Origin of the sequence: Kaistella chaponensis (assembly GCF_900156725.1) — a bacterium.
In the GTDB taxonomy this organism is placed as follows: domain Bacteria; phylum Bacteroidota; class Bacteroidia; order Flavobacteriales; family Weeksellaceae; genus Kaistella; species Kaistella chaponensis.
In genome coordinates this window covers 374194-396205 of the sequence record NZ_FTOI01000001.1, presented here as the reverse complement: position 1 = coordinate 396205, position 22012 = coordinate 374194, and the positions used below count along the sequence as shown (strand labels likewise).

Genomic DNA, 22012 nt, shown 5'->3' with positions numbered 1-22012 from the left:
TTAAACTAGAATTGTATCATCTATAACTTGATTGTGCCATGAAATATTTTTCACATTTTTGTTTTTATCAAAATAAAAGTCGAGTTTGCCCAAAAGCAATCCAGCCCAACCTACTTGATTGACCAATACATTTTTGCCTTTTCGGTTAGTAAAAGTTTGTGGTTCTGGTAAAAAAGTATGAGTGTGACCTCCCAAAATCAGGTCGATTCCATCAGTTTTTGCCGCCAAAATTTTATCCGAAATTTTATTGGGGTTATCTCGGTAATCATATCCAATATGAGAAAGGCAAATGACCAAATCACATTTCTTCTCATTCCTCAAAAATTCAGAATAATGTTGTGCAACTTCTATCGGATTTTCATAAACCGTTTCGCCGTATTGTTTTTTTCCTACTAAACCTGCCAATTCTATTCCTACTCCAAATATCCCGACTTTAATTCCGTTTTTATTAAAAATTTTATACGGAATCGTTTGTCCATCCAAAATTGTATTTTTAAAATCGTAATTGGAACAGATAAACGGAAATTTTGCATTCGCCTGCACTTTTTTGAAACCTTCTAAACCATTGTCAAAATCATGATTCCCCATTGTAGAAGCATCATAACCCATCATCGACATTAATTTAAATTCAAGTTCACCACCGAAAAAATTAAAGTAAGGCGTTCCCTGAAAAGTATCGCCTGAATCCAATAAAAGAATATTGCTGTTTTCTTTCCGGATTTTTTCGATTAAAGCTGCTCTTCTTGCAAATCCACCTTGATTTGGATTTCTGGTATAGCTTGCTTCAAAAGGCTCAATTCTACTGTGTTGATCATTGGTATGAAGAATTGTCAATTTATATTCTGCCTTTACATCAAAAATGTTAAGATTTTCAGCCAACAGTAAATTGGGAGCTAAAGTCATTGCTAAAGTTCCACCACCAATTGTTTTTAGAAACTGTTTTCTATTCATTGGTTTTATTTTTTTTATTTTTAAAATTTAAACGGATATCGGATGGAGCCACAATCTGCGGATGAGCTTGAAATTTTTCTAAAAACAAATCCCGCAATTTAATTCCCGTCGAAATCATTTTTCCTGTCGCGAAAAAAGCCATATTATCGCCGCCTAAAGCCAAATAATCAGAAGTTGCAATGTAATAATCCCTGTTCGTTTCCACTTCTTTACCGTTGACCAGTTCTTTCACGGTCATTCCGTTTTCGGTTTCGATGTATAAATGGGAAACCGGATTGTTTTTTTGAGTTGTTAAATAATAGTCAAAAAGTCCCTTTAAATCGGAACCTTTCAGCTTCACAATAAGAACTTCATTTTCGAAAGGCATTACTTCGTAGATGCTTTTGGTAAAAATATCCCCTTTACCAATAGTGGTTCGAATTCCGCCAATATTTATCACCGCGCAATCTACGCCACCAGGAATTCCATTTCTTTTTGCCCATTCATCTGCACCCTCGAACGTGTAATCAGCCAGAAGATTTCCTAAATTACTGTTATCGCCAGTTTTGTTTAAATCAACAGATGTATAAGAAATTTTCTTGTTCATTTTCCCTTCTAGTTCTTGCTTATAAGGTTCTATGATGGACTTGAAATCCGGAGCATCCGGTAAATCTTTCGATATAGAAATGTTTTTTTCGGGATGTACTTCAGCAACATTTAGCGGTGTTTTACAAGCCGTAAAAGCTAAAGCCGAGAAACCGAGAAACAGAAATTTAATTTTCATAGAGATAATATCTAGTCTTGCAAATATAAAGATATGAATATAAACTTAGATTATTTTTCATAAATTCTCGCATTAAATTTTGTAATTTTGAAACATTAATTTTATAAAAATGAGCAATTTAAAAGGACTTGGTGTTGCTTTGGTAACGCCTTTTAATGAAGATTTATCAGTAGATTTTGATTCATTGACGAAACTCGTAGATTACAATATCGAAAACGGCACTAATTATTTAGTGGTTTTGGGAACTACTGCAGAAGCTGCAACCCTTTCAAAAGAAGAGAAATCACAAGTGATCAACCATATCATTAAGGTAAATAATGGCCGCGTTCCCTTGGTTTTAGGAATTGGCGGAAATGATACCATGGACGTGAAAAAACAAATTGAAGAAGCGGATCTTTCTGCCTTCGAAGCCATACTTTCAGTATCGCCTTATTACAACAGACCCAATCAAGAAGGGCTTTACCAACATTATAAAGTTTTGGCCGGAACTGCTAAGAAAATCATTATTTACAATGTTCCGTCCCGAACTGGACAAAACTTAGAAGCTTCCACAACTTTAAGATTGGCAAATGAATTTCCGAATTTGATCATGATTAAAGAAGCCGCACCAAATATTTTGCAATATTTTGATATTTTAAGACAAAAACCTGCACACTTTAGTTTGGTTTCTGGGGACGATGAATACACACTTCCCGTAACTTTAGCGGGTGGAGATGGCGTAATTTCGGTGATTGGACAAGGTTATCCGAAAGAATTTTCGACGATGGTTCAATTGGCTTTTGAGGGAAAAGTAAAAGAAGCATACGAAATTCATAACAAATTGGTAGAAATTACTCGATTGATTTTCGCAGAAGGAAATCCGGCCGGAATTAAAACCGTTTTAGCCGAATTGGGAATTGTGAAAAACTTCGTCAGATTGCCTTTAGTTGTAGCCAGCGAAGGATTACAGCATAAAATTAAAGCAGAAATGAATAAAATCTGATTTTAAATTTTAGATTAAAGATAATTGGGACTTTTTTACAAAGTCCTTTTTTTTATAAATGGATTCTAATAAAAAAATTGTATTACAAAATATTGTACTTATATTTGTACAAAATAAAATACAAATTCATGGTAGTTGCAAGTATTTCTGATTTCAGAAAAGACATCAAATCTTATTTGGATCGGGTATCAAAAAATTTTGAAACCTTAATTATTAATCGTGGAAAAGATTCTGGAATTGTAGTAATTTCCTTGCAAGAATACAATTCTTTGATGGCAACAAATCACGAATTAACCTCTAGAAACAATGAACTAAGATTAGATTCGGCGATTCTGAAACTTAAAAATACCGATTCTTTTTCAAAAGATTTAATAGAAGATTAAGATGAAATATATCTTTGTAGATGAATCTTGGGACGATTATTTGTATTGGCAAAAAACTGATAAAAAGAAACTGAAAAGAATTAATGATTTGCTGAAAGATATCGCGAGAAATCCCTTCGATGGAATTGGAAAACCTGAACCTTTAAAACACAAATATTCAGGATTTTGGTCGAGAAGAATTGATGATGAACATCGATTGATTTATAAATATATAGAAGGTGAAATTCAAATTGCAAAATGCAGGTTTCATTACGATTAACATCAAAATAAAGAAAATCTGATTTTAGATTAAAGATAATTGGGACTTTTTTACAAAGTCCTTTTTTTATTGAAAATTTCCGGAAAATAAAGTCTGAAGATACTCAGAACATTTTGCTAGATGCGTTCCGTACCAGGAAAAAGCTTCGCCATCTACTACAATTATTTTTTTGCCTGGAAGTTCATTTTGTAGTTCCTCCGCATGTTTTTGTTGAAAAGGAAAAGGCTCAGTTGACAGAAAAATAAAATCTGCTTCTTGCATTTGATCTAAAGAAATTTCAGGATATCTTTTTTCGTTTTTAAATAAATTTTCAAAGCCTAATTTCTCAATAATTTCATGAATAAAAGTATCGGAACCTACCGTCATATAAGGATTTTTCCAAATTAGATAAGCCACTTTTATTGGATCAGTTGTTTTCTTTAAATTGAATATCGAATTAATTATTTGATTGAAATTTTGAGCAATTTCTTCTTTATTTAAAAGGATTCCGAGTTTGGTGAGAAAATTTTGATTGTCTTCTAAAGTTTCAATATCAGTCACCCAAACTTTAAAATCCTTCATCAATTCTTCCACTTGTGCTTTATCGTTTTCCTCTTTGTTGGCGATGATCAAATCAGGACTGAGCGATTTTATTTTAGAAATATTGAGGTTTTTTGTACCTCCGATAATTTCCACATTTTTCACCAATTCTTTTGGATGAATGCAGAATTTGGTTCTGCCAATAACTTCGTGATCTGTTAAACCAAAACCGAAAAGCGTTTCTGTAATACTGGGAACGAGGGAAATTATATTCATAAAACTTCGATTTTCAAAGAATATTAAGAAAAATGCAATTCAAATTAATTTTAAAGCATCTTTCCACTGAGGAAAAATCCTGCAATCGAGAAATAAATAATCAATCCGGTTACATCGACCAAAGTGGCAACAAATGGTGCGGAAGAAGTTGCAGGATCGAGTTTCAATCTTTTCAGCACAAAGGGAATCATGGAGCCTGAAAGCGTTCCCCAAAGCACGATAAACAGTAAAGAAAAAGAAATACTTAAAGCGACATAAACCCAATATTCTCCATAATTAAACAAGCCTGTTTTTTGCCAGATCATGATTCGGATAAAGCCAATTGCGCCCAAAATTCCACCTAAACATATTCCTGAAACGATTTCTTTTCGCATCACATACCACCAATCTTTCAACGTAATTTCCTGTAAAGCCATCGCACGGATGATTAATGTTGCTGCTTGCGAACCGGAATTCCCACCACTGGAAATGATGAGGGGTACAAATAATGCGAGTACGACTGCTTTTTCGATTTCATGTTCGAAATATCCCATCGCAGAAGCGGTTAACATTTCCGAGAAAAATAAGATAACGAGCCAAGTTGCGCGCTTCTTGATCATTTCTATCCAGGAAGTTTGAATATAGGGCAAATCCAGCGCATCCAAACCACCGAATTTCTGAATATCTTCGGTATTTTGCGCCTCAATCTGATCCAAAATATCATCAATGGTAACGATTCCTACTAAAACACCAGATTCTGTAACAATCGGAATTGCTGTTCGGTCATATTTTTCGAAATACTGCACTGCATCCTCTTTGGAAGTTGTGGTAGTAATTGCGACAAAATGATTGTCGGTGATTTCGGAAATCAGCGTATCCTCTTCCGCTAAAAGCAATGAGCCAAGTGCAATATCATCGATGAGTTTATTTCTTTCATCAACGACATAAAGATGATTCATCGTCTCCATCTTTTTTCCGACTTTCTTAATTTGTTGAAGGCATTTCTTCACCGTCCATTCTTTGCGAATTTGGATGTAGTAAGGCGTCATCAAACGCGCAATCGAATTAGAATTATAGCCCAAAAGCTTCAGCGCAATCCGCCGTTCCTGTGGATTAAGAAGATTGATGGAAGATTTGATGAGTTCATCGGGAAAATCCTCAAACAAAGCAGTTCGATCATCCGGCGTCATTGCATTGAGAATCTCAGCAACATCTTCGCTTGCGATACTTCGGATCGTTTCCTCCTGAAAATCTGGGTCGAGATGCGAAAAAACCTCTGCTTTATACTCTTTGGGAACTTTCAGAAATGCTAAAAGTCGCTCATCTGCGTGGAGTTCACTGAGCGTTTCTGCAATATCTGCGGGATTAAAAACAAGTTCCTTGATGTTCATTGCCTCCATTTAAAGAATTGCAAAATTAGCCCAAAAAGTTTAGAGGAACGAATAAACGCAATGATTTAAAGTAAAAATTATCTGGGTTGAAAATTCTTTACAATGCTTTTTTTATTTTTGGTAAGGTCTTTGGAAATAAAATTCATGACTCCTTCTGTACCTATTTTTATAGAATTTTCTGCGGAACCCAGAATTCTTGCATTTTTTTTATAAGTATCGTAATCTGACTCTGCCAAAAAATTTCCGTCGGCATCATAGAGTTTCATACTTACAATCACTTGGTTTGAAAAAACATATTTTCCAAGACCGACTTTGAAATATTTAACTTTGGGTACAATGGCAAACGGCGCATTATTATTTCGGCAAAATTCTTTAATGGCTTCTACATCTACAGAATCGAAAGAAATATAAGAATCAACGCGCATCATTTTGTAGTGGCGGTAATCATCTATTTTCCCAGAAACGGCAGCGTAAAACGCAGAATAAGTTGGCTCCTTAATTTCTTCGATATCCGGAAAAACTTCGGGATTAAAATATAAAATATTTTGATTTTTTGAATCAATGCTTGCCGTTAAATTAGTACCTTTAACTGATTTACAAGAAGTTAAAGAAATAATAGACAGGACAAAAAAGGGTAAAAAATAAAGTTTCATCATTGTATTGTGTTGTTGCAAAAATACTGCCATTCAATGGATTAACAAAGATAATTTTAAGAAATTTTTAACATTTATTTTTTACCATCTCTTTCAAAAAGCAAATAATGTTTTAATGATTCAGAAAATAGTTGTACTTTTGCACCCATTACATAATAATCATTAAAATAATATTGGAATGTACCTAACAACAGAAACGAAGAAAGAGATCTTCGCAAAACACGGAAAGTCTGACGCAGACACAGGAAGCGCAGAAGGACAAGTAGCCCTTTTTACTTTCAGAATCAACCACCTTTCAGCTCACCTGAAAAAAAACCACAAAGATTACGCAACTGAGAGATCATTGGTACTTTTGGTAGGAAAGAGAAAAGCACTTTTAGATTATCTTAAAAAGAAAGATATTAATCGTTACAGAGCAATTATTGCTGAATTAGGATTAAGAAAATAATATTTCTTCTATAAGCAAAACAAAAAAAGCAACTTCGAAAGAGGTTGCTTTTTTTGTTTTTATCTGATAAAAGTTTCTACACTTTTCCCCGTGTAAACAAGTTAATTATTGCAAGCAAAACTATTGCACCAATTGTTCCTGTTAAGATTTCGCCGACTACTCCATCGCCCAATCTTCCTCCCAACAACCAATACCCAATAAATCCACCGACAATACCAACTACGATATTTCCGATTAATCCAAGACTTCCGCCTTTAAAAATTTGTGATCCTAACCAACCTGCAATTGCACCGATAATTAATGTCCATAAAATTCCCATAATTTTAAATTTTAAATGTTAGTATTATTTTATGTTCAGTTCAATATCTAATTGTATGCCGAAAAATTTAAATCAAAAAAATTCTGTACGAAAAACCGCTTTCACATCATCTTTTTTCAAAGTGCTTTCCAATAAAGGTTTCGGGAATTCTTTTTGTAAAGCACTCTTCTAAAACGACCAAAACAGGTCGTAAACCCAAAAGAATTTTTTAGCAACAAATTACCTTCATTAAGATAAAATCAAATAATGAAAAATTCCGTACATTTGCAGACGAAAATTTAAAGAGATTAAATAATCAATCGCACTCAATACGGAGTGCCAAAACAAACAAAATTTATGAATGCTCCACAAGCAATTATTGAAAAATTTCAATTAAAAGATGGGCGTGAAATCACGCTTGAAACAGGAAAATTAGCGAAACAAGCCGATGGTTCTGTAGTCGTAAGATGTGGCGGAACAATGCTTTTAGCAACCGTTGTAGCCAGTAAAGAAGCCAAAGATGGTGTAGATTTTCTACCTTTAACAGTTGATTACAGAGAAAAATTCTACGCAGGCGGAAAAATCCCAGGAAACTTTTTTAGAAGAGAAGCAAGGCCTTCAGACGAAGAAATCTTGACAATGAGATTGGTTGACCGCGTTTTGCGTCCACTTTTCCCTTCAGATTTCCACGCAGAAGTTCAGGTGATGATTTCCCTTATTTCTTATGATAAAGAAGTAATGCCAGAAACTTTAGCTGGTTTAGCAGCATCTGCAGCCATCGCAATTTCAGATATTCCTTTCAACGGACCAATGTCGGAAGTAAGAGTCGTAAGAATCGACGGACAACTTTCTGTAAATCCAAGCATGGAAAATGCTGCAAAAGCTGATTTGGATATGATGGTTGGAGGAACCAAAGATTCTATCGTAATGGTAGAAGGCGAAATGAAAGAAATTTCTGAGCAGGAAATGATTGAAGCCATCAAATTCGCGCACGAAGAAATTAAAGTTCAGGTAGAAGCACAAGAACGTTTAGCTGCAAGAATCGAAGCCAGCAAAATTAAAAGAGAATATTCCCACGAAAATCACGACGAAGAAATTCGCGCGAAAGTTTGGGAAGAAACTTATGACAAAGTATATAAAGTAGCCACTTCACCTTCTGCAAAAGAAGAAAGAAGCGAAAACTTTAAAGCAGTTTTAGAAGAATTTTTAGCCCAATATTCGGAAGAAGAATTAGCTGTTGTAAAACCATTCGCAAAAGTTTACTACCACGATGTAGAAAAAGAAGCAATGCGTCAAATGGTCCTAAACGAAGGCGTTCGATTAGACGGAAGAACTCCTTCTACAATTCGTCCGATTTGGTCAGAAATTGATTATCTTCCAGGAGCGCACGGTTCTGCAGTCTTTACAAGAGGGGAAACTCAATCTTTGACTGCAGTAACTTTAGGTTCTGTAAAAGATGCAAACATGGTCGATACGGTTGCAATCAACTACGATCAAAAATTCTTCTTGCATTATAACTTCCCACCTTTCTCAACTGGTGAAGCACGACCTTTGAGAGGAACTTCAAGAAGAGAAGTTGGTCACGGAAATCTCGCGCAACGTGCGCTAGCAAACATGATCCCAACAGAAAATCCTTACACCATTCGTATTGTTTCTGATATTTTAGAATCTAATGGTTCATCTTCTATGGCAACGGTTTGCGCCGGAACTTTAGCATTGATGGATGCAGGTGTACAAATTACAAGACCAGTTTCTGGAATTGCAATGGGATTAATTACCGATGCAAAATCTGGGAAATTCACCGTTCTTTCTGATATCTTAGGAGACGAAGATCACTTAGGTGATATGGATTTCAAAGTTACAGGAACTGAAAGAGGAATAACCGCTTGTCAAATGGACATCAAAGTAGAAGGTTTAACTATGGATATCATGGAATCTGCATTACTTCAATCGAAAGAAGGAAGATTGCATATTCTAGGTGAAATGTTGAAAACAATCGATGCACCAAGAAATGACGTGAAACCTCACGCACCGAAAATGGAAGTTTTGGAAATCTCCAAAGACTTCATCGGAGCGATCATCGGACCTGGAGGAAAAATTATTCAGGCGATGCAGAAAGATTTCGAAACGGTTATCGCGATTGAAGAAATTGGCGAAATCGGAAGAATTGAAATCTCAGGTGTTTCTAGAGAAAACATCAACGCAACGATTGCAGCGATCAACGAAATTTGTTTCGTTCCTGTAGTTGGAAGCGTTTACAACGGTAAAGTAGTGAAAGTAATGGATTTCGGAGCATTCGTAGCGATTGCAAAAGGAACAGAAGGTTTACTTCACATCTCAGAAATCGAATGGAAACGTTTGGACAAAGTTCCTTACAACGAAGGCGATATGGTAGAAGTGAAATTCATGGGTTACGATGACCGTAAGAAAATGAAACTTTCCCGTAAAGTTTTGTTGGACCGACCAGCTCGTGAAGAAAGACCACAAGGTGACCGACCTAGAGAAGATCGTCCACAAGGTGATCGTCCACAACGAAGAGATGACCGACCGGAAAATAACGACCATCAAAATTCTTAAAATAACTAAGGATTAAAAATAAAAACCACCTCGAAATGAGGTGGTTTTGTTATTTTATTTAAAAATTTCTTCCTGAATTTAGAATGAATAATTCAAATTCAAAAGGAATGTAGTTCCATTAAATCCGAATTGGTTTACTTCCCAAGGATATTTGAAACGACCTCCAAGATTGGTAGAAACATCACCTTTGGTATCAATTTCATCAGGATAAATATTGAACAGGTTATTTACCACCCCAGAAACTTTTAATTTTTTAGTTACATCGTATGCCAAAATCAAATCAGTAACCACTTTACCTTTGAAGGTTTGGTCGTTTGCTGCATCTGATGCATGTTTCCAAGTCACTTCTCCGAAGTAGGTATTGTTAAAATTAACATTGAATTTTGACCAATCATAACCAAGTCCGATGATCGCTTTTTGCTTCGGTCTTGCAGAAGTAATTCTAGATTGTTCCTTTCTATCAAAGAAGTTATCAGCATAACCATTGTTTCGCAAAATCGTAGGAACTTCAATTTGACCATCGATTTTGGTATCATTATAATTGTATGCCGTCATCAATGTCAGTTTCCCAGTACTGATTGGATGGTTGTAGTTCAAAACCACGTCGATTCCTTGAGTGATGGTATTTACAGCATTGGTAAAGAACTTTAAGCTGGTAATTCCATTGCTGCTAAGAATTTGTTCTACAGGATTGGTAGGACTTGGTGAACCAGGAGTTCCGGTTTTGTAACCAATATCTCCTGAAAACAATACTCTATTGTCTATTTTGATGCTGTAGAAATCTGCGGTAATAGAAAGGTTATTCGTTGGTTTTACGGCAACTCCTACGGTAACGTTAAAAGATTTTTCAGCATCTAATTTAGCAACACCCAGATCATTTCTTATGATCGAAGAAGCATTGTTGAAGGTTCCTTGGTTCGCAACTGTTCCGCCTGTAATTTTTGTTTGAACATTAGAATAAAAAATTTGATGTAATGAAGGTGCTCGGAAACCAGTAGAAACGGAGCCTCTTACTACGAATTTATCATCTAAAAATTTATACCTTCCATCTGTTTTCCAGGAGAAATTATTACCAAAATCGCTAAAGTTTTCATAACGTACAGCGCCTTCTAATAAAAAATCCTTCGTAATATCCCAACCTACTGTGGAGTAAACACCAACATTTTGACGGTTTTCATTTACGGCATTTTGAGGTTGTAGTCCAGGGAAAGAACTCGCGCCGCTTTCAAAATAGGAAGCTTCATCTCCTTCTTTTGCAATAAAATTTTCGTTTCTTGCTTCCGCACCAAAACCTACGAAAACGTTTCCAAAGTCTCTGCTAAGATCAATGTTACCAATGATATTGCTAAACTGATGTCCACCTGCTTTAAACTTGGTAGGAGAATTAGCACCTAAGGAAGTATTGATGGTATTGCCAACTTCATAATTAACGGTACTTGCACCATAAGTAGCACTTCCATCGAGTTTCCATTGCCCCAACTTGCCTTTCCAACCTGAAGTAAAATTATGGTCATACACTTCTGTTAGAAATTCTGGTTGAAAACCGTTATAAGCTTCACCACTTGGGGTAAGTAAGCCATAATCGGTTGGGATCCAATATGGAGTACGATAAAGTGCATAACTGGTCCCTTTTCTAATTGTAGTTCCACCAAAAGTGTAGAATTTTCCTAGTTCGCTGGTTGGTAATTCTAAGTTTAGAAAAATACTTCCGGACGTCATGATGGGTTGTCCTACATTCATTCCCAAGGTTGGGTTGGCTCTGGTCCAGGCATCATCTACCCCAAAAAGCTCGTCTTTTCCTGGAGAACCTGCGCGATTTGTTTTATTTTGATGGCTCAAACCCACGGTGATGTTTAAGCTTCCTTTTTCTGCTATTTTTAAACCAGTATTGAAATCTGCGCCATAGTTAAAACCATCTCCTTTGGAAGTTACGCCTGAAAAAAGATTCAAAGCACCTTTGCTCACGTTATTTTTTAAGATTACATTGATTACTCCGGCAATGGCATCAGATCCATATTGTGCGGAAGCACCATCGCGCAAAACTTCTACATTTTGCATGGCAGCAGAGGGAATACTTTTCATATCAGATCCTACCTCTCCTTTTCCTGGGGTATCGTTTACGTAGATTAATGCACTTTGATTTTTTCTTTTACCATTAATTAATACAAGAGTTCTGGAAGGACCGAGACCTCTTAAATCTGCTGGATCGAAATGTGCAGTTGCATCTGAAACTGTTTGTTGGGTAGAGTTAAAAGAGGGAATGGCAAAAGTAAGCGCTTTGTCAAAACTGGTTTGTCCGGTTGCTTTGAGCTGTGCCGCAGACACGTTGTCTATTGGTACCGGAGAAGAAAGTACGGTTCTCGATTTGCTTCTTCCCGTCGTAATGACCACTTCTTCTACCGTTTTTTCTCTTTCTTTTTCCTGCCCATAGGCGTTTGAACTTAGCGCCAGAATTGCCACGATAGGCAAGCTTTTGCTCATTGTTTTCATTTTCATAAGTTTAATTTTTTTACTGAAATAAATATAAAAAAACTATTTGGATAAATTGCCGAATATCTAAGGCATTTACCAAATAGTTCAATTATTTTCACAGAAACAGCTTATTCTTTAATTTTTTGTATGCCGTAAATACAAGAGCGTTAAAATTTGTATTTTCATTGTATTGAATTTCTAGGAAGCATCTTGCCTCTTGCATCTAGCCTCTCGCCTCCTGCCTAAAGCAAATCCCCTTCTCTTTTCACGACGATGCCCAGTTTTTCCAGAGTTTGATCATCGGGGAAAAGTACCTTCGCAAAGGCGATGAGCTCCGTGTATTTCGGGTAAAGAACATCAATGGCGGCATCTCGGGTATCGGTCGCTTTTTGTGCCTCGCCGGTTTCTTTTTTCTGAGAATTTTTCACGGCAACGATTTCTTGCAGGGAAGTTTGCATGGCAGCAATATCTGCCTCTTTAATATTCACCCCTTCAGCTTTGGTTTTGAAATCCGGATTGGCGAGGATCTGCGCATAAAAATTGCTCACCAGCTGAAACCAGGCGGCGAAAGCCTGTTTTCGTCCAGCGTCAATTCCCAAAGTAGTATTCGCTTGTCGGTCTCCTTTGAAAGCGATTTTCGCCAGATTACGGTGGCGGGCAAAGGTGGTATCGATCGCTGCTTTCTTCTCGTTAAACAGATCGGTCGCGGCAAATTGCTCCCCGTATTCCTGAATCTGTTGCTGGCTCAGCTGTTCCAGGTTGGTAATATCGGCCAGGTGAGCATCCAGCTGGGTTTCAGTAATGCCTACAGTGCCAAGCTCGGCCAATATTTCGGGTTGTTTAGCGTTGGTAAAAGCGACTTTCATTTTCGCAATCAACTGTTCTGCGGAAACATATTGGTTTCTAGGAGAATTACCGCTTTGCGGATTTGTGTTTTCAGGATTTTCCATTATTTTATGTATTTAATTGTAAATATAATAAATAAATAGTGGAATAAACAAATTATCAATTACAGAAATCATTCCGCAATGTTGTTTTACCATTTCCTGCACTTGCGGAACCATTTCTAACACTTGCGGAATGATTTCTAACAGTTGCGGAACCATTTCCTGCAGTTGCGGAATGATTTCTGAAAGTTGCGCAATGATTTCTAACGCTTGCGGAAGGATTTCTGAAGTTTGCGGAATGGTTTGGCAGCGCAAAAAGAAACCTCCGAAGTGTGGGCTGCGGAGGTGATTTTTTATTAGATGGCGCGCGATGGAATCGCGCGGCAGCGGGGGAAGTTTTTTTTTGAGAAGCTTAAACTAAAAAAGATTTAACTTTCGATATCTCTCGTAACCATCCGTTTTCATTAATACAATATAAGCTTTAATATGTATCTATTTCAATGATTTTCGTTGCAGGGTGTGGTTTATCTTCTTTTCCAGATTCTCTATATTTTATCGCAAGTTTATTTCCCTCCTTAATATAACCCCATCTATTCCAGCCTTCATCTAAGAAATTAACGGATAAGTAAAATTGTTTTTTATCATCATTTTCTGCAAACATAAAACTGGACATACCATAACCTCTATCTTCTGGAATATGGTATACCTTAACAACCTCAAAACCTTCATTTTTAAGTTCTTCTATATGTTCTAAATCGTAGCTTATATCCGGCTCTTGCTCATGTTTAAACCATTTAACTCTCCGAATAGGATTATCTGTTATTTCATATACATAAAGATTGTTAATAAATAATTGATTATCATTACTATTAATATTCTCATTTCTCAACTTACTAATTATATTAAAGTAATGATTAGATACGAAGTTTAAGTATTTAAGTTTTATTTCAGAAGAGTAGTTATAGCTATCTTTTAAAAGAAAGTCGGAATCTTTTATTATTTTATTTGATTCAACACATGCCGTATCAAAATACCCATCAGATTTAAATATTGAATCCAAAATTTCTAAAATTTCACTAATCAGTTTTTCGTTAGTGTTAACTGAATAATATTTATATTCAATTTTTCTTTTAAGTGCTGTGGCCCTTGAAACACCTACTACACCTGACCAATTTCCTTTCTCTTTCCAATCACTAGTGATTTCTAGAATTTTATCAAATTCTCCTAAGTAAATTAAGCATAAATAATAAAGTTTTGTTATCGAATGACTAAATCTAGTATTTGATTTTAGAGGATTATCGTAGCCCTCATTTATAAACTGCTCAAAATATTCAATTGCATCTAGGTAATCACTATTATAAAAATATCGTAGAGCAATAGCTAGCTTAATTTTAGGGGAGCCAGAATTAAATTCTTGCGCTTTCTGTAGGTAAAGCAGTTCATTAGATGTATCTTTTAGCTCCCTAAATATTCTGGAATAATTAAAAAGTAAAAACCAATCGTTAGTTTTAAATCGCAAATATTCAGCAAATCTTTCTTTTAACTTTATTAGCTCAGATACATTTGTAATAGAAGCTTTTGACAAAGCTTTATTTAAATCAGTTATCAAACTATACGAATTTGGTTCTAAATCTTCCGGAATGTAATCATCATCAAACTCATTTAAACCAAGTTGTTTAATTCTTGACGCTTGCTCTAAAATTTTAGCTTTCCTCTTTTTTATATCTTCGGTAATATTATTTCTAACTTCGATGTTTTTCGGATTAATTAATAATAAATCACGGATGGAATCACTTAGTTTATACGTATCATTGCCATATTCATCAGTCGACCGTATTACTAAACTAGTTTTTGATAACTCGTTTATTGATTCAATGATCTCCTCTCGATTTATATTTAAAAAGTCAATTAAATCATTTTTAGTAGGATTACCAATTGCATAAATTGATTCAAGTATTGTTATAGAGTTTTCTTTTAAGGCTTCAATAAGATTTTTATAACTAAATGATGCAATATCTTTTTGAGATCTGGTAATTGAACTACTAATATCTCCACCCTTCAGATACAAATCAATTGTTAATTTAATTGCCAGTGGGTTGTTATTTGCGGCATCAGCAATTCTTTCTAAATCTTCTTGCTTAAAGTCTACCACACCTCTTTTCTTCAAGTAATTTCTACTTAGATTAACTGCATGTCTTTTTCCTAGAGGATCTAAAGGAACCGTTGTAGCAGAATCAATTGATATTCTACTAGTAACCAATAATTTCCATTTAATTGGAAGACTTTGATTAAAATCAATGAATTCATTTTGAAAATCAACTAATAGTGTTTCAAGGTTGTCTATGCAAATTAGTATGTTCTCTTCTTCTAAAATTTCGACAGCTTCTTCAAAATTCGTAAATGTATACTTGTCAGAATATAATTTTAAAAGATCATGGAAAATTGTTTCTTTTATTTGTTCAATTTCTACTATAGCATCTATAGCTTCAATTCCATCCGCTGTTAATTTTTCATTTTTCAATGTGCAGAAAACTATGGAACTCAATTTATCAGCCCAGCTTGGATTTAGCGATAAATCTTTTAAATATTGTAGAACTAAAGCTGTTTTGCCAATTCCTCCTGGTGCGACAATAGCTATCAGATTGTTCCTCTTTTTTGAAAGGACAGTTTCTAAATCTTTAAATTCCTTATCACGTCCTAAAAGACCAGTTATTTCGTGATCGAATGATTGCGGTAGCGTATTCGGTATAGCCCAATTAACATTGTGAAGCCATTCATCAGGTGGTGTATTAAGATTTTCCTCTATAGCTGAATTTAAAGCATTTCGTACTGAACTTAGATTTAATTTTTCTATTAAAGGATCACTTGCTATAGTTGCGGCTCTAAACCAATAACAATCAGGGAATGGACGATTTGGGTGACTGACTGCATTTCGGATGTCAAATATCCCAAGAATTGAGCAAAGTTGCTTGAGACCAATCATTGACCGATTTAAACTACTTCCCTCTGTTATGTTTATTGCAAAATTAAAGATCTCATCTAAATAACTAGCCTCAATAATTAAATTTAAATTATCTTTTTCTAATTCAAAACCTCTATTTTTTTCTCTTTCAATTATTGAGTCGAGGCTGGAGTCTGATATAGTATGAATTGCTTCATTTTCTATTACATAATTACCTAATGATTTTTCAAGTTCATAAACAATCATAGCGGTTTTTATTCTAAGCTTTTGAATGTAATCCATATAATAACGTGATAATTTGTTTTAAATACTGTTGGTTTCTCTACTTACCTGCTAGTCAGCAATCAAATATAAGAAAGTTTCGGTAATAAATAATCAACTGCTTTTTTTGTGAATGTATTTTTTCTTTGGTAAATTCGTTAATTCTAAACGCATGAAATTTTAATAAAAATACAATGATCTTAAATCAACTCAAAACCTCCCCTACCACCATCAACTTTAAAGAGGTGATTGCCTATATTGATGAACATTACGATTTCGTGCCGACGAAATTCAGGAACGGAACTGCGGTGAATGAAGCGGGAGAAAACAACGGCTCGTGTAAGGTTTTCAGTTTTGCAAAGCTGAAGGGGCTTAACGAAGAGGAAACGCTGGCGCTGTTCGGGGATTTCTACAGAACTGATGTGCTGGAAAATCCTGAAGGCAGTGACCACCAGAACATCCGCAATTTTATGCAATATGGCTGGGAAGGAATTTCTTTTGAAGGGGAAGCTTTGAGGAAAAGAAGTTAGAAAAAAGAAACTTTCTAGGTGACAAGGTTTGAGGTGATCAACCTTGTCAAGGTTCGGAACCTTGACAAGGTTTTTCAATGTAAGTTTGGGTTAGAATCATTTCAGTCCTTCGGATTTTTATTGATCGGGGCTTAGGTGTTATAATTATTTCAGTCCTTCGGACTTTTATGGAATTTGGTTGGGAAGGAATTTCTTTTGAAGGGGAAGCTTTGAGGAAAAGAAGTTAGAAAAAAGAGACTTTCTAGGTGACAAGGTTTGAGGTGATCAACCTTGTCAAGGTTCGGAACCTTGACAAGGTTTTTCAATGTAAGTTTGGGTGAGAATCATTTCAGTCCTTCGGACTTTTTTTGATCGTGGCTTCGGTGTTATAATCATTTCAGTCCTTCGGACTTTATTGGGTGACCGTTTGTTTTAGTGAAACTTTGCCAAGGCTTTCAAGGTTGACAAAGCTTTCAAGGTTGACAAGTTATTTACTCGCATAAAAATACATTCGACGTAGATAAAAAGCGGCTCGATTAAACCCACCATTTTTTGGCAAAATTATTGCAAAGGAAATTCAAATATTAAATTATGAAAAAGGTACTTTTTAGAAGACTCTTGGTTTGGTTAGCTCCACTTGCAATTGGTTTTATTATGAAAAAAATACAATCCAGAAAGCAAACTTCTTTACCAAACAGAAAAGCTTAAAATCGAAAAAACCTCTCTGTAACTGAGAGGTTTTTGCTTTTATACAAAATCATAAAGACCATTTTTCCAACCCAAAATTTTACCAGAATCGGCATTGAGCCAATTTTTTAAAACCGTAGCATAGACTTTCCGGAAATCTTCAGTGTAAATCAGATCGCCATCATTGAGCTTTTCTAAATCGGGTAAAGCATTGAGAATTCCTTTCTTTTTTAAGCTGCCGGAAACAAAAAACATTTGATTCGCCGTACCGTGATCGGTTCCTTTGCTTGCATTTTGTGCAACACGCCGTCCAAATTCTGAGAAGGTCATCAGTAAAGTGTCTTTGTATCTTCCGGAGGTTTTCAAATCTTCAACAAAAGCTTTTACCGCATCGTTTATTTCAGTAAAAAGTTGCGCCTGTTTTTGGTTTTGATTAACATGCGTGTCGAAACTCCCGACCGAGAGATAATAGACTTTTGTATTGACATCTGAATTAATGAGCGCCGCAATATTTTTAAAATCCTTTCCTAGCGCGGTATCCGGATAAATAGTGGTGCTTGCTTTTGCTTTGCTTTTCTCGAAAATATATCCCGCATTATTGATGGTGGAACCCATTGTTTGGTACAGATAATCTACCGTTTCATCTTCGTGATGATGGTTTTCAAAGAGCGATTTGAAATATTTTTCCTGCGAAGTCTGATTCAGTCTTTTGGGATCTTTGAAGGCAAATGCTTTATTATTTTTACCCTTCAAAGCCAAACTCAACATATCATCAATTTCCAAAGCCTGGGTTGGATGATCGCACTTGTAGCAAGCTTCATCGAGATATCTTCCGACCCAACCGGTTTCTAAAAACTCATCGCTTTTACTGGCAGATTGCCAAATATCCATGCTACGGAAATGGGATTTGTCGGGATTCGGATAACCGACATTATTTAATACTGCCAATTCTCCGCGATCAAAGAGTTCTTTAAAATAACTTAAATTCGGATTGATTCCCGCATCGTCTGTTAATTTTAAAGAATCCTTAATTGCAATCAGCTCTCTTTCGCGAAAATAAATATCGTTTTTTGTAGGAATAATGGTATTTAAACCATCATTTCCGCCGCTCAGTTGCAACACGACCAAAATTCGGTTTTCTTGATCTAATGCTTCAGGCAAAGTCATTGATTTCAGGAAATTGGGCATCATCAATGAAGCCGTTGCCAAGGAAGAAACTTTGAGGAAATCGCGTCTTTTGATTAACATAATTTTGGATTTGAGAGGTGTGTGGAAATTTTAGATTTTAGATTCTAGATTTTAGATTCTAGATTTTAAATTCTAAATTTTAGATTTTAGATTTTAGATTAACTTAAAGTAGATTTACAAGTTCATTTTTAAAACGGTCAACCGACAACCGACAACCGACAACCGACAACCGACAACCGACAACTATCAACTAACAAAGCTGAAATTCCGGAGTCGACATCACATTGATGATTTTCAATTTCAGTGAAGAATCCGAAAATTGCTCGATTATTTTTTCGTTAGAAGATTTAGTTTGAAGCAAATAGTCTGAAATGCTTTTATTTTTAAAAGTACTTTCAACCAGATTCCAATCAATGATGATATTTGGATTTTTGAAACCTTTGTTCCTCATCTGATTATTTTTCAACCCCATTTCTACGTCGTCGTCGCTTTTTGCTTCTAATTCCAATGGTCGTAAACCGGACCAAATTTGAGGGATTTGTAATCTTAACATTAAAGTTGAACTGTCGATCCAGGAATTTCCAGACGGCCATCCTGCAACATTTGGCGGATACAACAGCATTTGTCCCAGTAATTTCTGATAGACGATTAAATTTTCTGGTTTTTCCAATTGCATAGGAAGTGTGCGCATGATTCCCGCCATCAATTCTATCGGAGATTTTATTTTTGCACCAATATTTTCTTCATTATAAAACCATTTCGAGGTGAAAATTTCTGTCATTAATTTTTTAATATCATACTTGGAATCGTAGAACTGATCGCTCAAATGCTCGATGATTCCTGGATTGATTTTTTCATTGACGAAGAATTTATAAATTTTGGTAACGATAAATTTCGCGGTTCCTTTCTGTTCCAAAATAATATTTAAAGCATCGTTTCCATCAAAATTGCCTGTTTTTCCCAAGAAAGTTTTCGGACCGAAATCGTGTTGTCTCGGTCTTTCGAAAAAGCTTCCGTCGGGTAAAAAACTCCAACCGGTGAAAGCTCTTGCTCCTTCCTGAACATCTTTTTCGGTGTAGTTTCCGCGTCCGAGCGTGAACAATTCCATCACTTCTCGGGCGAAATTTTCGTTGGGATGCCCTTTTTTGTTTTGTTGATTATTGAGAAACTGCAACATAGCGGGACTTTGAGAAACCGCTTTTAATAAATCCCCGAAATTACCGAGCGATTTCTCCCGGATTGTATTTAAAAGTTGCAAATTAAATCTGGAATTCACCACGCGCGTTGCAAAATGACCATGCCAGAAAAACGCCATTTTTTCCCGCAGCTGATCTTCCGAATGAACCATTTGATTCAGAAATTTCAGATTAATTTCTAGATTGCTTCTCCGATTTTTTTTCTGAATTTCTTTTTTCATCTCCGCATCCATTTTCGATAATTGCTGATAATCGAAATCTGGTCCAGCTTCCTTGAGTTGAATTGGAATTAAGGGATCATTTGTAGCTAATTTTTTCCAAATTTCAGTGAGAGAAACTTGGTCTAAATTTTTTATTTGAGAGAGATTTGCACCGAAACCTGCGCGCAAAAGCAGATGTTTATTTTTTTGAAGGTTGGAAATAGTCATCGCAGCGATTTAGCCTTTGATGAGAAGAATTGAAAGATGTTAAAGTAGAAACAAAAAGTTAGCAGGTTTTTTTTGGAGATTTAGGAGATTGCGCAGATTTTTAAAGATCTACGACAGAAGAAGCTCGAAATTCTCTCAATAAATTTTCAAATACTTTTTCTACCGGAAGAATTTCATGAATTAAAGCAGAAACTTGCCCGATTTCGAGTTCGCCTTCTTCTAAATCGCCTTCGAACATTCCTTTTTTAGCGCGTGCTCTTCCGAGTGTTTCTTTTAAAGCTTCGGCATTTCTACCTGTTTCGTAGAGGTTTTCTAAGTCGTGGAAGAATTTATTTTTGACCATTCTTACGGGAGCCAATTCTTTTAAAGTTAAATGAGTATCGCCTTCATTCAGGTCCACTATTTTATTTTTCCAATTGTTGTGAGCACTCGCTTCGACGGTTGCTGCGAAACGGGACCCGATTTGAACGCCATCTGCACCGAGGATCATGGCAGCTTTCATTTGCGAACCAAGCGCGATTCCACCTGCTGCGATTAAAGGCTTTGAAATATGGTTTTTCACGTTGGGAATCAAGCAAAAAGTGGTCGTTTCGTCTCTCCCATTGTGACCGCCTGCTTCGAAACCTTCTGCGACGATGGCGTCAACTCCGGCTTCTTCGCATTTAATGGCAAATTTGGTAGAGGAAACAACGTGGGCAACTTTGATTCCTTCTTTTTGTAAAGTTTCGGTGTACGCTTTCGGACTTCCGGCGGAAGTGAAAACAATCTTTACTTTTTCTTCTAAAATAATTTGGATAATCTCCTCCAAATTGGGGTAAAGCAAGGCGATATTTACACCGAAAGGTTTGTCGGTTGCTGCTTTACATTTTCGGATGTTTTCGCGCAGAATATCGGGATACATACTTGCGGAACCGATTAAACCTAAACCGCCATTATTTGAAACTGCAGAAGCCAATCTCCAACCGGAATGCCAAATCATTCCCCCTTGAATGATGGGATATTTGAGGTCGAAAAGTTTGGTGATTTTGTTTTGGTTTTCGCTGTACATTTTTTCTGCGATGCCGAAATGGATAAAGTTGCTCATGTGTAAATTTAAAAAAATCGGTGAAAAGGAAAAAATATTTAAACCGCAAAAGTTACAAAAGTTACATTTTTTTTAAGTTTTTCAAAAGATAAAAAAAGGAAAGGGTTATCAATTGTTATCGGAGAAAATTATTCTTTAATAATTTTGTAATCATCTAATTTTCCATTCCACTTTTCACCGTAAGTTGTAAATTCTATGTAGGAAATTTTACCGTCTGTAATATCGATTACGTATCCTAAACCTTGTTTTAAACTTTTGATTTCTATATATTCTTCGCCACTAAATAATGCATTAATAGCTACAAAATTGAGTTCTTCTACCGAATTTAGGTATTCAAAATTCACTTCCATTCCAGTTGCTGTGATTTTTCTTTCCTTCACTTTCAAATAAGGAATATGCGATTTCAGCGTTGGATATTTTTGGATTAAACCGTTTAAAAGTGTTGATTCGAGATTGGTTAATTGTTGCATGTTTTTAAGGAGTTATTTTGTTTCGGGCGAAACTAAAGAAATGAATCTTCTGTTCCAATTATTTCTATTCTTTGATAATCACAACTTGGTCTAATTTCAAAAACATAGTTGACATTTTTGATTTTTGCACATTGTTCATCTCTATTTTTGTATTTACTTAATGGAATTGAATATTTACCTTTATTTTGGACAAAATTTTCAGTTTGATCATTTTTTTTAACATCATTTTGTGCAATAATTTTAATTGAAATTATCAACGTAAAAATTAAAATCAGTTTTTGAGTATTGTTTTTCATAGCATTGCGCCTACAACTCAAATATACGTCATATGAGCTTCAACCATCAATCCAACTTTAATTTTATCCTTCAATTTTCAATATTTATTTGAT

Annotated in this window: 21 protein-coding genes; 6 read left to right on the top strand and 15 right to left on the bottom strand. The window is 35.5% G+C overall.

All coding sequences use genetic code 11. The features are described 5' to 3' along the window. Both BW932_RS01825 and BW932_RS01820 read right to left on the bottom strand, forming a co-directional pair. Nucleotides 1–951 carry a bifunctional metallophosphatase/5'-nucleotidase gene (locus tag BW932_RS01825; RefSeq protein WP_076384772.1) on the bottom strand — a complete coding sequence of 317 codons (951 nt, stop codon included), beginning with the start codon at nucleotides 949–951 and terminating at the stop codon, nucleotides 1–3. Further along, nucleotides 944–1714: a 5'-nucleotidase C-terminal domain-containing protein gene (locus BW932_RS01820; RefSeq protein WP_084566413.1), complete on the bottom strand. Its 771-nt coding sequence runs from the start codon at nucleotides 1712–1714 to the stop codon at nucleotides 944–946. The genes BW932_RS01825 and BW932_RS01820 overlap by 8 nt, the downstream gene beginning before the upstream one ends. Nucleotides 1715–1823: 109 nt before the next feature. Between BW932_RS01820 and dapA the strand changes: the two genes are divergently transcribed. The 3 genes from dapA to BW932_RS01805 all read left to right on the top strand — a co-directional run bounded on the left by dapA (nucleotide 1824) and on the right by BW932_RS01805 (nucleotide 3338). Further along, entirely contained in the window at nucleotides 1824–2696 is an 873-nt protein-coding gene (gene dapA / locus BW932_RS01815) for a 4-hydroxy-tetrahydrodipicolinate synthase (protein WP_076384770.1), read from the top strand. A 128-nt stretch (nucleotides 2697–2824) separates the two neighbouring features. Then, complete coding sequence (locus BW932_RS01810; protein ID WP_076384768.1) at nucleotides 2825–3079, top strand: type II toxin-antitoxin system Phd/YefM family antitoxin; 255 nt, start codon at nucleotides 2825–2827, stop codon at nucleotides 3077–3079. 1 nt (nucleotide 3080) lies between these two features. Then, nucleotides 3081–3338 carry a Txe/YoeB family addiction module toxin gene (locus BW932_RS01805; protein WP_076384766.1) on the top strand — a complete coding sequence of 86 codons (258 nt, stop codon included), beginning with the start codon at nucleotides 3081–3083 and terminating at the stop codon, nucleotides 3336–3338. Nucleotides 3339–3404: 66 nt separating this feature from the next. Here the strand turns inward: BW932_RS01805 and BW932_RS01800 are convergent, their stop codons facing one another. The 3 genes from BW932_RS01800 to BW932_RS01790 form a co-directional block, all read right to left on the bottom strand. Next, entirely contained in the window at nucleotides 3405–4133 is a 729-nt protein-coding gene (locus BW932_RS01800) for an ABC transporter substrate-binding protein (RefSeq protein WP_076384764.1), read from the bottom strand. 50 nt (nucleotides 4134–4183) lie between these two features. Then, nucleotides 4184–5503 carry a magnesium transporter gene (gene mgtE / locus BW932_RS01795; protein ID WP_076384870.1) on the bottom strand — a complete coding sequence of 440 codons (1320 nt, stop codon included), beginning with the start codon at nucleotides 5501–5503 and terminating at the stop codon, nucleotides 4184–4186. Between the two features lie 77 nt (nucleotides 5504–5580). After that, nucleotides 5581–6159 carry a pyruvate decarboxylase gene (locus BW932_RS01790; protein WP_084566417.1) on the bottom strand — a complete coding sequence of 193 codons (579 nt, stop codon included), beginning with the start codon at nucleotides 6157–6159 and terminating at the stop codon, nucleotides 5581–5583. A gap of 175 nt (nucleotides 6160–6334) precedes the next feature. Here BW932_RS01790 and rpsO point away from each other — a divergent pair, with 175 nt between their 5' ends. Further along, nucleotides 6335–6604 carry a 30S ribosomal protein S15 gene (gene rpsO / locus BW932_RS01785; protein ID WP_076384760.1) on the top strand — a complete coding sequence of 90 codons (270 nt, stop codon included), beginning with the start codon at nucleotides 6335–6337 and terminating at the stop codon, nucleotides 6602–6604. Between the two features lie 76 nt (nucleotides 6605–6680). On the opposite strand, the gene BW932_RS01780 is transcribed toward rpsO, so the two are convergent. Next, nucleotides 6681–6923: a GlsB/YeaQ/YmgE family stress response membrane protein gene (locus tag BW932_RS01780; protein WP_076384758.1), complete on the bottom strand. Its 243-nt coding sequence runs from the start codon at nucleotides 6921–6923 to the stop codon at nucleotides 6681–6683. Nucleotides 6924–7259: 336 nt separating this feature from the next. On the opposite strand from BW932_RS01780, the gene BW932_RS01775 reads away from it, so the two are divergent. Then, the gene (locus tag BW932_RS01775) at nucleotides 7260–9479 is read left to right on the top strand and encodes a polyribonucleotide nucleotidyltransferase (RefSeq protein ID WP_076384868.1); all 2220 of its coding nucleotides are present in this window, start codon (nucleotides 7260–7262) and stop codon (nucleotides 9477–9479) included. A gap of 78 nt (nucleotides 9480–9557) precedes the next feature. Here BW932_RS01775 and BW932_RS01770 read toward each other — a convergent pair whose 3' ends face one another. From BW932_RS01770 to BW932_RS01755, 4 genes are all read right to left on the bottom strand, one after another. Next, nucleotides 9558–11975, bottom strand: coding sequence for a TonB-dependent receptor plug domain-containing protein (locus BW932_RS01770; protein ID WP_084566412.1), 2418 nt, complete (start codon nucleotides 11973–11975; stop codon nucleotides 9558–9560). Nucleotides 11976–12193: 218 nt separating this feature from the next. Beyond that, the gene (locus tag BW932_RS01765) at nucleotides 12194–12901 is read right to left on the bottom strand and encodes a hypothetical protein (protein ID WP_076384756.1); all 708 of its coding nucleotides are present in this window, start codon (nucleotides 12899–12901) and stop codon (nucleotides 12194–12196) included. Nucleotides 12902–12913: 12 nt separating this feature from the next. Further along, nucleotides 12914–13153: a hypothetical protein gene (locus BW932_RS01760; RefSeq protein ID WP_076384754.1), complete on the bottom strand. Its 240-nt coding sequence runs from the start codon at nucleotides 13151–13153 to the stop codon at nucleotides 12914–12916. A 166-nt stretch (nucleotides 13154–13319) separates the two neighbouring features. Next, on the bottom strand, nucleotides 13320–16082 hold the full coding sequence (locus BW932_RS01755; RefSeq protein ID WP_076384752.1) for an ATP-binding protein: 2763 nt from the start codon (nucleotides 16080–16082) through the stop codon (nucleotides 13320–13322). A 173-nt stretch (nucleotides 16083–16255) separates the two neighbouring features. On the opposite strand from BW932_RS01755, the gene BW932_RS01750 reads away from it, so the two are divergent. After that, nucleotides 16256–16591 carry a HopJ type III effector protein gene (locus BW932_RS01750; protein WP_076384750.1) on the top strand — a complete coding sequence of 112 codons (336 nt, stop codon included), beginning with the start codon at nucleotides 16256–16258 and terminating at the stop codon, nucleotides 16589–16591. Between the two features lie 726 nt (nucleotides 16592–17317). Here BW932_RS01750 and BW932_RS01745 read toward each other — a convergent pair. From BW932_RS01745 to BW932_RS01725, 5 genes are all read right to left on the bottom strand, one after another. Next, on the bottom strand, nucleotides 17318–18505 hold the full coding sequence (locus BW932_RS01745; protein ID WP_076384748.1) for a DUF1501 domain-containing protein: 1188 nt from the start codon (nucleotides 18503–18505) through the stop codon (nucleotides 17318–17320). 190 nt (nucleotides 18506–18695) lie between these two features. Continuing rightward, nucleotides 18696–20069 carry a DUF1800 domain-containing protein gene (locus BW932_RS01740; RefSeq protein ID WP_076384746.1) on the bottom strand — a complete coding sequence of 458 codons (1374 nt, stop codon included), beginning with the start codon at nucleotides 20067–20069 and terminating at the stop codon, nucleotides 18696–18698. A 100-nt stretch (nucleotides 20070–20169) separates the two neighbouring features. Beyond that, nucleotides 20170–21153, bottom strand: coding sequence for an NAD(P)H-dependent flavin oxidoreductase (locus BW932_RS01735; protein ID WP_185113906.1), 984 nt, complete (start codon nucleotides 21151–21153; stop codon nucleotides 20170–20172). 128 nt (nucleotides 21154–21281) lie between these two features. Beyond that, complete coding sequence (locus BW932_RS01730) at nucleotides 21282–21623, bottom strand: hypothetical protein (RefSeq protein ID WP_076384744.1); 342 nt, start codon at nucleotides 21621–21623, stop codon at nucleotides 21282–21284. A gap of 32 nt (nucleotides 21624–21655) precedes the next feature. Beyond that, a complete protein-coding gene (locus BW932_RS01725) occupies nucleotides 21656–21919 on the bottom strand; it encodes a hypothetical protein (RefSeq protein WP_076384742.1) in 264 nt (87 codons plus the stop codon). Nucleotides 21920–22012: the final 93 nt, after the last annotated feature.